The sequence below is a fragment of the Paenibacillus sp. Dod16 genome (genome assembly GCF_049893405.1).
In the GTDB taxonomy this organism is placed as follows: Bacteria; Bacillota; Bacilli; order Paenibacillales; family Paenibacillaceae; genus Paenibacillus_AQ.
The window spans coordinates 6,226-20,636 of the sequence record NZ_JBNDYG010000013.1 but is presented as its reverse complement, the minus strand read 5'-3'; the positions used below and the strand labels follow the sequence as shown (position 1 = coordinate 20,636).

At 51.6% G+C, this 14,411-nt stretch carries 8 protein-coding genes; all 8 read right to left on the bottom strand.

The genetic code is table 11. From position 1 onward, the window contains the following. Window positions 1-232: 232 nt before the first annotated feature. Window positions 233-3,652 (bottom strand): S-layer homology domain-containing protein, encoded by a 3,420-nt coding sequence (locus tag ACPV3A_RS12125; protein WP_426199782.1) that lies wholly within the window; start codon window positions 3,650-3,652, stop codon window positions 233-235. After that, complete coding sequence (locus tag ACPV3A_RS12120) at window positions 3,591-4,874, bottom strand: hypothetical protein (protein ID WP_426199780.1); 1,284 nt, start codon at window positions 4,872-4,874, stop codon at window positions 3,591-3,593. Before ACPV3A_RS12120 ends, ACPV3A_RS12125 begins: the two co-directional genes overlap by 62 nt. 126 nt (window positions 4,875-5,000) lie before the next feature. After that, window positions 5,001-6,533: an extracellular solute-binding protein gene (locus ACPV3A_RS12115; protein WP_426199779.1), complete on the bottom strand. Its 1,533-nt coding sequence runs from the start codon at window positions 6,531-6,533 to the stop codon at window positions 5,001-5,003. Between the two features lie 94 nt (window positions 6,534-6,627). Further along, window positions 6,628-7,545, bottom strand: a complete 918-nt coding sequence (locus ACPV3A_RS12110) for a carbohydrate ABC transporter permease (RefSeq protein ID WP_194541567.1) — start codon at window positions 7,543-7,545, stop codon at window positions 6,628-6,630. A gap of 16 nt (window positions 7,546-7,561) precedes the next feature. Beyond that, entirely contained in the window at window positions 7,562-8,530 is a 969-nt protein-coding gene (locus ACPV3A_RS12105; RefSeq protein WP_071222838.1) for an ABC transporter permease, read from the bottom strand. Between the two features lie 1,154 nt (window positions 8,531-9,684). Continuing rightward, entirely contained in the window at window positions 9,685-11,295 is a 1,611-nt protein-coding gene (locus ACPV3A_RS12100; RefSeq protein WP_426199776.1) for a response regulator transcription factor, read from the bottom strand. Between the two features lie 37 nt (window positions 11,296-11,332). Next, window positions 11,333-13,123, bottom strand: coding sequence for a sensor histidine kinase (locus tag ACPV3A_RS12095; RefSeq protein WP_339222673.1), 1,791 nt, complete (start codon window positions 13,121-13,123; stop codon window positions 11,333-11,335). Between the two features lie 29 nt (window positions 13,124-13,152). After that, window positions 13,153-14,411: extracellular solute-binding protein (locus ACPV3A_RS12090; protein WP_426199773.1), on the bottom strand; the 1,259-nt coding region annotated here is incomplete at its 5' end.

Sequence of the window (14,411 nt, the reverse complement as noted above, 5' to 3'; positions counted from 1 at the left end):
GGCCCGGAAGAACAAAATTGGAGCGAATGGAGATAACCACTACTCTCATATTTGATGTTATTCTCTACATTCCACGATGGATCATGAAGCTGTTATGAGGATTTCCCCTACCCCAGGGCGACCAGTGCGACTTCTTCAAAAAAGGTAGCACTTCAAGTTCACTGCTACGTTACTTCAAAAGCCTTACGTACAACAAAGACCCGTTCGTTATTAACGAACGGGTCTTCTGCGTTTAACGGTTAATGAATTCAGCCATTTGCAGCATTCGAGTTAATACGACCGCTCCCTCAGCCCGGGTAGAATGGGCTTCCGGAACGAACCGGTCAGAAGAACGTCCTTCCATCAACCCGGATTTGACGATGGCCGACACGGCCTCTTCGGACCAGGACGCAATGCGTTCGCGATCCTTGAACCCTTCCAAAATGGTGTCCGTATTTCCTGTCTCCAGATCCGTACCGGCAAGCTTCAGTGCACGGAGCAGCAAGACACTCATCTGCTCACGGGTGATCTCCTCGTTCGGACGGAACGTACCATTGCTGAAGCCTTCGATCAGCCCATGCTCCACTGCCGTAGCGACTGCGGCTGCATACCAATCGTTTGCCTTCACATCCTGGAAGCTCGCATGATCTCCCTGATCCTTCAATCCGAGCGCACGGACGAGCATCGCCGTGAACTGCGCTCTCGTGATCGCCTCGTTTGGACCAAAACGCGTATCGCTTAATCCCTCGATCAATTGTTTCGAGGCCAACAGCGTAATGTCCTCGCGGGCCCAATGGCTGCTTAAATCCTCAAACGTCTTCGCATTGGAAACTACGGAATAGGCCCCGCTCTCCCTCCACTTAAACTCCGCTTCGGATTTGCCTTTCGACGTGCGAATGAGCGCCGGTACGAAGACCAGCTTGCCGGATGCCGGATCCATCCGCAGCACCGTCGTTTGGGATGGGCTGACGACACTGGATAGAACCTTGGTAAACTTAGCGTAAGGTCCCTTAAGCGCCGGCAACGCAGATAACGTATCCCCCTGTTTCCAAGCCAAGTTTATGGAAAGTGACGCATCCAGCTTGGAGGCTCCTGCCTCCAACGCTGCCTTTACCCGATCCTCTTCTTCTTTTGAAGCTAAACCAACGCGAATTTGCAGACTTTCCGCCGTACCCCGTTGTTGCAATGTTTCCGTCAGCGAATGCAGCGGAATTTCCAATCGGCCTTGGGAGGATTCCAACACGATGGAGCCCCCCGGCAGGTCCTTCACGGCAGCACTCAACCCCTGAACAGGCAAGTGAAGAACGACGGAATCCGAAGCGTCGGTCACCGAATACGTAAGCACGCGTGAAGCCGCCGGCAGCTTGCTGAGCCGTTGCACGTCGCTGAGCATGCCCTTCTCGCTCGCATCCGCTACGATAACCGTCCCACCGCCCGGTGCCGTCTCTTTCTTGATGCTCAACCGCTCGGGCTCCGACGGTTTAGGAGGTGGTGTTGTCGATCCTCCACCGGGTGAACCGGATCCTCCGCCCGGAGTACCCGGATCGGATCCGCCGTCTCCTGTAGTAGTCCGGATGACCTCAAACGTCTTGCTGTTGGTTTTGAATTCGTCAACGAACACGTCCACCGTAATCGAATTGACGCCCGTTTGCAGCGGTACATTAGCTGTAAATTCACCTTTCGCCGACAGAGTCGCATCGGCACCATTCACCTTCACGGTCGCTTGGCCGGGTCCGAGAACTTCCACAAGCCCTTTCAACGCAAGCTGACTGTCGCGCGTCTCTTTGCCCTCGTCATCCATCAGCCCGCTTAATACGGCCGAACGAACCTGGTCGCCCGTATTGTAAGCATTGGCCACGAGCTGACGAAGCGTTCTTGTACCTGACGGATCCAGGGTGGAAATGACAAAACCTCCCTGCGGTATAACACTGTTATTCTCTTCCGGCGCTCCCCAGCTCCAGTTGATCGCTTGGTTCCGGTTGACTACGCGCGTCACGTGACCCGTGTTATCCACAACCACTTCAACCCCAAAGCGGTTCGTGCCCGTGGAGTATCCGAAAGCTTCCGTCATCACGTTGACGTTGCCCTCGATCCGGTTGATATTATAGAAATTGCCTTCCAGGAACGATTCCGGACTTCCCGGCAAGCTCATCCCGAGCTGGTAATCCTTCACCCACTCCTTATCTTGGAGAGCAGCCGCCGCGATCGGCCAGTTGACCTGGGATGCATCAAACAGCATCAGTCCGTTCGTGGACTTCAGCCCCGCCTGGAACACTTCGCGCTGTACGGCCGGCGCCTGCACATTGTTCATGGCAATGCCTGCATACAGCGGAATTTCACCATTCGTTACGATATTGCCGAGCGTAATATATTTCTGGATTTCCTGGCTGGTGGTTTGATAAGCCCCGATCATCAGAAAATCCAAATACTCGATATACCCGGTTTGATAGTATTCCGGCGTATACACCGATTCGTCCGGCATGCCGAGCGCGGGATTGAACCGGAAGTTCTTGCTGCCCCAGTTCACGCCGTTCAAATAATACGTTTCATACCAGGATCCAACATAAGAGGATACTTCGATCTTTCTACCTGTTGAAACTTCATAGGAATCCACCAGATCCTTCACTTCGCCGAAGAAGCTCTGAATCGTCCCTGAGCGGAATTCCCACCAGTCCTGAATCAGCGGGCCGTATACCCGAACATTGTTTTCATAGTAAAAGATATCGTTTGGCCATTGGTTAAGCTGCTTGTCTCGGGCCTGCAAAAACTGCTCGAACTTTACGCGGGTCTCGTCGCTGAAGTCGGCCCCCTCGTTGTCATATCGGCTCCGGTCATGGACAACGCCGTCCACATCATAGTTCTTAATGATTTCTTCGAATGTTCGAAGCTGATAATTGCGAACCTCGTCATTGGACGGGTTGACGAAGGCTACCAGGCCCTGCTTTTTGCTCTCGCGCAGTCGCTTGATCTCGCCGTTGTTCTCCGCGAAATATACACGTTCCTCCCAATCGAGGTGATCGTTCAGAACCGCATACTCGTTATGGGCAATCGATCCTTCGGCAAACACGTTGATCGCCGCATGAATCTCTAATCCCAGTGCATGACCATGATCAATAAACTCCTGCAGGAGGTCCAAATCCGGGCTTGCGCCTGCTTTTTCAGGTGCCTTGATCTCGCTGACATAAGGTCTGCCCGTCAAATCGTTCTTTTTATAAGAGACATAACCTTCAACGCCCTTCACATCAAATGCCACCGAGGTAACGCCCGTTTCCTTGGCTTTTTGCAAGAATGCCAAAACATCCTCGCTCGTTTTAAACTTTCTGACATTGGAAGCCTGGTCCACCCAGAGAATGACTTCTTTTTCCGGGGAGAAATCAGGTCTTGCAAACACCGCAAGATGACGCACATCCTGCTCAATGTCATTTTTCATTACTTTGACTTCGATATAATTGGTGCCGTTTGTTAACGTGTAGTTATGCGTGAAGGTACCATCCGCTTCAAAAGGAACCTCGATACCGTTCACAAGAAGTTTGATCGCGGTAATGTCGTCCATGTTGTCGATGCGCCCCGTGATGGCGGTGCTGCCTTCCGTTACGGTGTACATCATCTGGTTATCCAGCGTGAGCCGTGCAATAAGACCATTGCCGCTCATGATGTCGCGTACCTGAACCACTTCGCTTGATCATATCCCCGACCTTAAAATTCTCGGCCAAATAGCGCTTGATGTTATTACCTGCGTAGCTGTTATCCTGTGCCATCAGCACATAACCGCCTTCGGGAATTTCAAGCTCGGTCGGCCCTGTCCATACAGGCGGCTTCCCGTTGATCGAAGGATTGATCACCCGTAATACGCGGTTGTTGGCATCCACCTGCACGGCGACATTGGTCTGAGGAATCGTGATGGAATTGCCGTAATCTCTTGTAAAAATCGCCACGATGTTTGGCACGCCCGTGACATCCTTGTCGACATAGTCCAGCTTCTTCCGCGGACCTTCAATGTCGATCGTAATATCCTTCGGTGCCGCTTCGACTTCAATATAATCCTGGTTCTCGATCGGTTCGTACACGATATTCAGTGTTTGGACTGCCAGTTCGCCATCTCCCTTAAACAGTTTCACCTCAGCCTTGTTCGGGCCCGGCTCCAAATAAACATTCGTGCGAAACATGCCTTCCGCCGTAATCGCAGTTTCATCGCCATTAACCGTTACGCTTAAATCCTGATCCGCAGCATAATTCGCCACAAAACCCGCAATCTCAATGACCGGAATATCCACAGTCGTATCAGTTTGCGTAATCAGATGCAGCTCGGGTGGCAGCGGATCCGGCCCTGGACCCGGCCCCGGCTGCTCCGGCAGGAAATCAGCCGCTGTCACTTCTTCGCCCGCCCGCATCAGCTTTACCGTATCTCCCGTTTTGTTATGATTGAAGAGAGGTTTCTGAAAAACGGATTGATCCCACGCATGGGTGCCGCCAGCCACTACAACGTAACCACCGACCGGAATTGGAAGCAATGTTCCCGGATCCCAAGAAGTCGGAGGATCGCCGTTCGGTCCAACCACATTCTGGACAATGCCGCTCGCATCCACAGAGACCGCGACATGAAGCGTAGGCACCCATACCTCATCTTTATATACGGAACCCGTAACCGTTGCGCCGCTGGTATACAGCGCCAAATAATCATTTTTCCCTTCCACCGTATCGCCAGCCACGTTGATATCCGTGAACTCCAGACTCTCTCCGCCTTGGGAGACCAGGGTAACCAGTTCGGGAGCCGCGCTTTGAACCGGAGGAATTTCGTTATCCGCGAACGCCGAAGACCCAACCGGAACAATGAGAGAAACGATCAGTGACAGACTGAGAAACAGCGCGATTCGCCTGCGAAATAAACGATACATCAAATGATTACCACCTTTCTCCTATTCAGAATGAACGATCACGTGAATATGAAATTCAACGGTCACCCCCTTTACGAATTTTGAAAAAGCAGCCGCCAGCGCAGACTGCTTTTTCAAATGAATCATTTACTTCGTGGACTGAAACCATTCATTGGCTGCAGCCACCATATCGGCTCCACCTTCGGCTCTCCATTGAGCCAGGAATTGATCGTAAGCATCAATCGGCTTCGCTCCGGAAATGAATTGCAGCACATTGTCATCGAGCAGGGTCGTCAATTTCAGCAGGTTTTTGGATACAGCTTCAATTGGCGGTGCCGTTGACATCGGATCTACAACGATGATGCCTTCGGCATTTTTCTGGAAAGCTTCGAAATGCGCTTGCAGAATCGGATCCTTACGAACTCGTGCCTGCCAGTAGATTGGGTACTTCTCTTCGTCTACCCCTGTCAAGAAGCTGCTCGCATTATTCAATTCATCATTGAAGATCGGCAGAATCGGATAGTACTTTCCGTTCTTCACTTCATGATGGACGCCTTCTTTACCCAGCGCGATGCCTTTGAATGTCTCCGGCTCCAACTTCGCGTTCAGGAATTCCATGGCGGCTTCCTTGTTCTTCGAGGATTTCAGAATGGCTACATACCAAGTGGTGTTCGCTTTGGCTCCGACCACCGCTTTGCCGTCCTTGCCTTTCAGATAAGGAATAATGGACGTTTTGGCTTCCGGGAAGTTTTTCTCCAGCGCAGCAATCGTTGTTCCCGCATTCCACCAAGCCAGCTTATACATGGCCGCATTGCCGCCCGAGAATTTCTCGATGGACTTCTGTGCGGTATTGATCGGCGTTTCGGTGTCCAGTAGGCCTTCTTTATACAGTTTGTTCATAAAGGTAATGTATTCTTTCATCTCCGGCTGCTCGGCACGATGCAACAGCTTGCCATCGACCTCTTTCCAATCCGTCAAAATGCCGAATGTCGTGGCAATGTCTCCGTACAGGGAATCCTTGCTCATGGTGAGCGGAATTACCTTTTTCTTCTCTTTGATCGTTTTGAGCACATTGTAAAGCTCATCGGCAGTCGTAGGCATGGACAGTCCCAATTCGTCCATCCAATCCTGTCTTACCACAAGTTCCTCCCCGATGCTTACGCCAGCTCCGGTCTCGGGAATGCCGTAAATCTTCCCGTCGATGGTGGCACTGCCGAAGGATTCCTGCTTAATGGATTGCTTAATATAGTTGCCGTGGGATTCCAACAGCTCATCAAGCGGCTCGAGCGCTCCCGCAGAGGCCAGATTGTAGAACTGCGCTGCATTCAATTTCACAAAATCATAGTTATCTTTGCTGGATACGAGCAGGTTCAGCTTCTCATCCGCGTTCTCGGCCGGCAGCAGTTCGTATTCCACATTAAATCCGGTTCTTTCCTGGATGTACTTGGCCACATATTCAGTCTTCGGATCAAACAATCCATATTGCATGATCATGCGCAGACCCGGTTTTTCGGCCGTAGTCCCACCGTTCCCCTCGTCTTTTGGCGTGGTTGCCGGTGTATCCGTCGGCTGAGCGGCCGGCGTGTCCGTTGTGCCGCCTCCCCCGCCGCCGCATCCGGACAGCGCCAGCGTGAATCCGAGAATCCCGGCCAGTACCGCGGATTTTTTAATCTTGATCATGGATAACCCTCCTTGTGATTGAGAAATTCAATGAATTCTGCCATCTGACAATACGAAGCGCATCACCACCTTTATGAAGTAAGCTCTGATGAATCTAGCCTTTAACCGAACCTACCAGCACGCCTTTAACAAAATACTTTTGCAGGAATGGATACACCAGCAAAATCGGGATCGTTGCCAGCAGGATCGAGGAAGCTTGTATGGACTGAGGTGTTGCGTTAATCGCGGCGTCGACATTATCCTTCAGGAAGTCCCCGCTGGACGAAACCAGCAGCTCCTTCAGGTACAGCTGCATCGGCTTGATCGCCGGATCGGTAATGTAGATCATCGCCGCAAAATAGTCATTCCAGAAAGCAACCGCAAAGAACAATCCGATCGTTGCCATAACGGGAAGCGAGAGCGGTACAATGACCGAGACCAGGATGCGGATATTCCCCGCGCCATCCAGCTTTGCGGACTCCTCCAGCTCATCCGGAAGCCCCTCGAAATAGTTTTTAATGATGAGCATGTTGTACACGTTCACCATCGCCGGCAGGAATAACACCGGGAAGGAGTTCACCAGATTCAAATTTTGCATGAGCAGGTACGTCGGAATCAGTCCGCCGCTGAAGAGCATCGTAAATACGAAGATCAACAGCAGCCCTTTCCGTCCCCGCAGCCGGTATTTGGACAACGGATAAGCTGTCAGGGTGGTCAAAAACAAGCTGCAAGCTGTTCCGATGATCGTCAGAAAAATGGATACCTTGAGCGAATTCAAGAACATGGAATCCTGCAGCACGTACTTGTACGTTTCGAATTGAACCCCGACCGGGAGCAGCCCAACCTGACCCGATATGACGGCTCCCTCGCTGCTCAAGGATTTCGCGATCAGGTTCATGAAAGGCAGCAGGGTCGTTAAGCCCATCATGATGAAGAACGTATAATTGAATACCGAGAAGCATTTCTCCGAAAACGACGTTTGGATGACACCTCGGGTGGTGTTTGTTCCTTCCAAAGCTTTTTTGTGATCCATTTGCGCCACCCTTTCTTTACCAGATCCCGCGCTGTAAGTATTTTCTGCTCATGGCATTGCCCATGATGACCAATGTGAAGGATATAACGGCTTCGAACAAGCCAACCGCGGTCGAGAAGCTGTAATCCTGGTTCCCGAGACCCTGCCGGTATACATAGGTTCCAATGACATCCGATACCTGGTACACCACCGGATTGTACATGACGAGAATCTGTTCCGTTCCCGCTTCCAGCACGTTTCCGAGCCGCAGGATAAACATCAGGACAATAATCGGGGCAATCCCCGGGAGCGTAATGTGCCACAGCTGCTTCCATCGTCCGGCCCCGTCGATCTTCGCGGCTTCATACAGCATCGGGTCGATCATTGTAAACGCTGCCAAGTATACGATGGTGCTCCAGCCCGTTTCCTTCCAGCCTGCCGAGGTGATCAGCACGCCTCGGAACACGCTGTTATCCAGGAAAAACGCAATCTGCTCCATCCCTAAGGATACCAAAACTTTATTGACGATTCCTCCGTTCGTTGAGAGGATATCGATAAACAATCCGCCGACGATGACCCAGGACAAGAAATGCGGAAGATAGATGACGGTTTGCACCGTGCGCTTAAATACCATATTCCTCAGCTCATTGAGCATCAGGGCGATAATGATGGGGAGCGGAAACAAGATCACGATTTTCAGGAAGCTGATGATGACCGTATTTTTAAATACCTGAGCAAAGTCCGGCGACGTGAACAGCTTCTCGAAGTGCTTCCATCCCACCCACGGGCTGTCGGCAAATCCGGTGAATATGTTGAAATCCTTAAATGCAATCGTTATGCCGTACATCGGCGTGTACTTGAACAGCAAAATGAACAAGATGCCTGGTACGAGCAGCAGATAAAGATCCCACTCTTTCCATATGTCCGACCCTAAACGGCCCCAGTACCCTCGTTTTTTCTTCATCTCTCTATACGGTGCCGGCGATGGTTCTATCGTGGGTTTCATCGACTCGTCTCCCCCTTTCTATTGATTCAATCTCCTTGGTTACTACAAATTGTAATTGCCGGCGCAGGGACTGAGTAGGCGAGGATCATTACTATTTATGGTAATATGATGTTGTGTTGGGGCATGGACGTCAGTAATTATGCCATGAGGTTGCGGTAGGTGTTTCATGGGGTGTTAACTTGTGACGATCAGAACATAAAATCGTGGACATGAGTCAGCACAAACCATTGACTCATTATCAAGATGCTTGCTCATCACTCCGCATGCGGATTGTTCTTCCGATCCCTGTTACCCCCAGATTTCTTCTGAATGAATAAAACCATGTTGAAATCCGGGAATAAAGGGGACCGCTGCCGCTTCTCCAGAACAATTCCGCCTGCTCCGTTGAAGCTTGCTCAAGAATGAAGTTGGCATTTCGAAGCACACGGCTTTGCCGTGCTTCATCGCCAAGCAAGGCCCACGCTGCTCCGCTCCGAGCTTGGCCTACCTAGCCTCAACCATGTTGCGCGGGTGATTACTTCCGCCCAGCCGATAGTTAAGGCTGGGAGTAAAACCAAACAAGCCGTTCGGGATGTATGCCCCGAACGGCTCGTTTGGTTTGTTTATGTAAACTGCGCGCGCTCTGCTGCGCTGCGCTTCCCCTCTCCTCCCAAACCAAGGGGGGAGGCTTTTTGGGTGGACCCTCGCGGACCAGTGGAGAGGGAGTGTCGGTTTCCGAAAAAGCGTAGCGGTCGGCTGAAAGTTTTCCACCGGAAAACTCGCATCGAAAGCATAGGCTGGAGCCGAAAATCTTCCGCTGTAATCATAATTCCAGGAAATTCGACGACAACAGCGATTGGAGGAACGATACGACCGCGGAGCGGACTCTCACACCTCTACTTCCCCCAACCAAGGGGAGTGGCTTTGGGAGTGGTTTGAACCCACGCGGACCAGCGAGGAGCACGGATCGATTCCGGAAAAGCGAATGCGGTCGCCCGAAAGTTTTCCATCGGAAAACTCGCATCGAAAGCATAAGCTGGAGCCGAAATTCTTCAGCTGCAATCATAATTCCAGGAATTTCGGCGACAACAGCGATTGGAGGAACGATACGACCGTGGAGCGACAAAGAGCGAAGGAGTTTTACGCCCCTACACCTCCCAGCCGATCCCCATCAATCACCCCTTAAACTCCCCCGGATTCACCCCCCAATATTTCCGAAACACCTTGGTGAAATAACTGACATCGCGGTACCCGACCAGCCGGGCGGCATCGTACACCTTAAGTCCTTCCTGCAGCAGCGACTTGGCCCGCTCCATTTTGCGTTCCAGCACATAGGTCGAGAAGACAACCCCCATTTCCTGCTTGAACAGCCGGCTAAGATAGGAAGAATTGACATAAAGCCGGTCCGCCACCGTATGCAGCGTAATTTCCTGATCCATTTCCTCTTCAAGCAGGTTCAGAATATCTTTCACCACCTGATTGCTCGTCGTTTTCCGCTGCTCGCTCATAAAGGAGACGATATGCTTCACCGTGCGCTCCAAGAGCGACCAGGTTTGCATTTTGGTGCTCAGCAGCTTGACGTTATGAAAATATTCGATATCCTCGCCGACGACTTTTTTTACCGTCCAGCCCTGTTTCTGGATCATCCGGGTAAAGAAGCTGTTCATGTACAGAACCGCCTCATGAAATTCGTCCGAGGATTCGGATCTGGAGAAGGCTTCTTCCCATAACCCCTTCAGCGCCTCCAGCGCTTTCGTCTCGTCGGCCGTTTCCAGCGCGATCTCCAGCGTCTTCTCCAGATTCTGCTGCACGATCACGCCCTGGATATCCCGCTGGAGCTGCTCCCGGTAAGGAATCGCAAGGTCGTGTCCATACACGACGCGCTCCTGAAGCGCCCGGCAGGCCTGCGCATACAAGAGACTCATCTCCTCGATCGTCCCGATGGATGCACAGATGCCTGCGCTTGCCGTTAACTTCAGCACTTCCCTCGTCTGAGAGAGCAGCTTGGATACATCCGCATTCAGCCGCAGCATAGCCTCCTTGGCGTCTTGGTTTTCCTCCACGATCCACACCATCAGCAGCATACTGCCGGAATCCGACGTGATCCAGAGAGAGGGATGGGACAACAGCTCCTTGGCCAGGCACTGCATCGTAAACTGCAGCAGCTCGACATCCCCCCGTTGAAACCGGGTCTCACACTCCGGCAGCGGGTCAAGGTCCACCACAGCTACCGCAATACGGTCGTCCTCCTTCAACGGAATATATAATTCCTTGCTCTTATTAAGAACATCCGGTTTTGTATATTTACCGCTGACCCATTGAATAAAAAAGAGATTTTGCAAGTGCGGAAGATTGTCCTTCCATTTCTGTTCCAACGCCGCCTTGCGCTGCCACTGCTCCAAATCCTCCCGTAGCTGCTGCCTCGCTTCAAGGACCGCTTCGAGAATATCCTCCTCGCCGGCGGGCTTCAATAAATATTTGGACACCCCGTATTCCAGCGCCAGCTGCGCAAACTCGAAGTTGTCATGTCCGCTCAGAATGATCATTTTCGTCAATCGGCTGATATCCTGCCGGCTTCGAAGCTCGCCAAGGAGCGTCAATCCATCCATTTCAGGCATCTGCACATCGATCAGCATTATATCCGGTTTCTTCCGACTTACAAGGTCAAGGGCTTCGACACCGTTGGACGCCATACCCACCACTTCAATTCCATGCTTGTCCCACGGGATATTGTAAGCCAGTGCATTACGCAGCCGGGGTTCGTCTTCCACAATCATGAGATTCATTCAGGTCCTCCCTTTCGAGCGATCTATATATGAGTACCTACTTCAGGTTAACTTCCTTGCAGCGATCCAGTGGAATGGAGATCGTGACAGTTGTGCCTTCGCCTGAGACACTGTGAACCGTGAGTTGAGCTTCCTTGCCATAATACAGCTTCATTCGGCTCAGCACGTTCCGAAGACCGAACAGATCCTTCACATGCTCTTCATCCTGAGAAGACGCCGGCACGCTTCGCGAACTCATCATCTCCAGCTCATGCTGGATATAACGCAGTCGTTCTTCCTTAATCCCCGGCCCGTTATCCTGTACGCTAATAACCACGGTCTGCCCCTTTTCGATCCTGCTGGATATGACCAGGCTCCCTCCGGAGGATTTACCCTCCATGCCATGAATGATGGCATTTTCCACCAAAGGCTGGAGCAGGAGCTTGAGGAGCGGAACATCCTTACTCTCTTTCGAAATGTGATAATCCACGGTGAAATTGTCCATGAAACGAAGCTGCTGAATTCGTAAATAGTAGTGCAGATGGGTGATGCTCTCCTCAATCGTGAACACCTGCCTGCCCTTATTTAGGCTCAGCCGAAAAAACTTCGACAGATTCATCACCATCTCGCTGATCTCATCCGCATCGTAGTTTTTGGCCGTCCAGTAAATCGAATCGAGGGTATTGTATAGAAAATGCGGGTTGATCTGGGATTGCAGAAACTTCAGCTCGGTAGTCGTTAATCGCAGCTGCTGCTCATAATGATCCTCGATCAGATGCTTCTGTACGACGGCCATCTTGTTAAACGACTGAATGAGAAAGCCGAACTCGTCCTTCCGCTTGGTATCGACATGAATATTCAGCTCCCCGCTGCTGAGCCGCTTCATCCCACGCGACAACTTCAACACAGGGGAGGCAATTCCGCTGTAAACCACCCATGAAATAATGATGGCCAGCAGGATGCTCAGCCCGATGATCGCAACCGTGAACAGGCGCAGCTGATCAGTCTCTTTGTACAGCTCGCTTTTCGGCTGAACCAGCGCGAGGCGCCATGCGGAGTAATCCGAGTCAATCGCTACGGTCATATCCTTGTCGGAAATGTTATCCTCATGCACTCTGCCTGTCTCCACCACCACTTGTCCCTTTTCGTTCAACAGGGCGATACGGCTGTTCTCGGAGGGAAGCAGCGTCTTGATGATATTTAACAGCTTGCTCTTGTTAAAGGACACCACCAGCAGATTCGACTGCCGCTCGCTGTTGTACAGGTCCATCGCACGAATCAAGGAGACGCTGTCCGTATTCGTCATCTGGCCAAAAGTGATGCCCTCCGCCACTGGGGATTCCGACATCACGTAGGAAATCCCCGTTCCGTTCCTCCGGGCAGCTTCGACAAGCCATTCCCGCTGCGTCTCACCCGTCAGCTCTTTGACGCCATAATGAGTAGAGATTAACCTGCTGGACGCCGGATGATACACCGAAATTTGGGATACAAACCGGTTCACCGAAACGGAATTCAATAACTGATCCAATATATCCGAGAAATCCACGATCGAATGAGGGGAGAAGTTGGTGCTGTTTTTGTTCAACAGCTCATTCATTCCAGGATCGCTTGCAATCAGGGTGGATATCTCCTCCACGTTTTGCAGCGCCAGATCAAAATGATTCATCGCTGACGAAAGCGCCATCTCCGTCCGCTCGACCGCCTGTTCATACAGAATATCCCGGGACCGTTCCACCGCAAACAGGCTGATGATGACCAGCGGCAGCAGGATCAGCAGAAAATAACCGGTTAAGCGGGTTTGAATATTTTGCGAAAACCGATCCCGTACCCAGCGAATCAACGCCATCATTCGAGTCCCCCCTCCTTTGGCGGCCGACATCATTGTTTGGAGTACCATTCATTCACTTCCTTCGTGATTTCATCTCCTCCTTCTTCCTTCCACCTCTTCACATAGTCATCGAAGGCATCCAGCGGTTCCAGCCCCATAATGATCTTCGTAAACACGTCCTCCAGATTTTTAAGCTTATTGCTGTACTTCGTCATGGCAGGTGTGGGAACGCCATAGAATGCATTCGGGGTTATATGCGAATGAATCATCTGCAAGTTGTTGTATAGGTTGAAATCGCCTAGTGAGTCAAGCCGCTCCTTAAACAGCATTTGGTCCGGCACATCAACAAGCGACTGATAAATTCCACGGTACAAATGCTTGTCGTGAAGTGCAAAATCCGTAACGATCGCCCCGTCCTCCCAACGCCAGATTTCGTTCTCGAAGCCGAGCTTCAGCGTCTTATAGTCACTGGCGATAAAGTCCAGAAACCTAATCACTTCGGCTGCGTTCTCCGATTCGGCGGGAATGACATTGTAGCCGCGGATAATGTCCTTGCCCTCTACCCCTTTGAGTCCGTCCGGTCCCGTCGGATACGGTAGCGGAATCCACTTTGCCTCCGGATCCTTGCTCATATTGGCCGCAATCGGTCCCCGCGTATCGTACCATGCTGCGGAGAAGAGGCCCACCGTGCCATTTTCTATTTTTTCGAACAGATTATTTTGCAGGTTAAGAGGAAACTCTCGATCGAGCAGATTCTCCTGATACAGCTTGGCAAAAAACGCGAGGGTCTCCTTTGTTTCAGGCAGAATACTTCCGTTCACCAACTGCCCATCCCGTTCAAACCACGTATTCCGCTGCGTGCCGAAGGCGCCGAAGAACGGGGAAGACCTGCCCAACTTCGATGTCAGGGTAAGGCCGATCGTATCCTGCACGCCGTTGCCGTCCGGATCATCGAGCGTGAAGGCACGGATGACTTCGTAATATTCCTCCAGTGTTTCAGGCGGTTCCAGGCCAAGCCGATCAAGCCAATCCTTTCGGACATACATTAGCTCTGCCCCGGTCACCTCATTCAAGCTTGGCACCGCATAGATTTTACCGCCATATCGAACCCGATCCCAGACCTCCGGCGGAATTTTCTCTTTTAGATGGGGACCATGCTTGTCGATTAACTCATCCAGCGGCATAAATGCCTTTTGTTTGACATAATTGTCGAACCACACCGGTTCATACGTATGAAGCATATCCGGCAAGTTGCCGGAGGACATAATGACATCCAGCTTCTCGTTGTATACCTCAGGCGGCGGAAGAT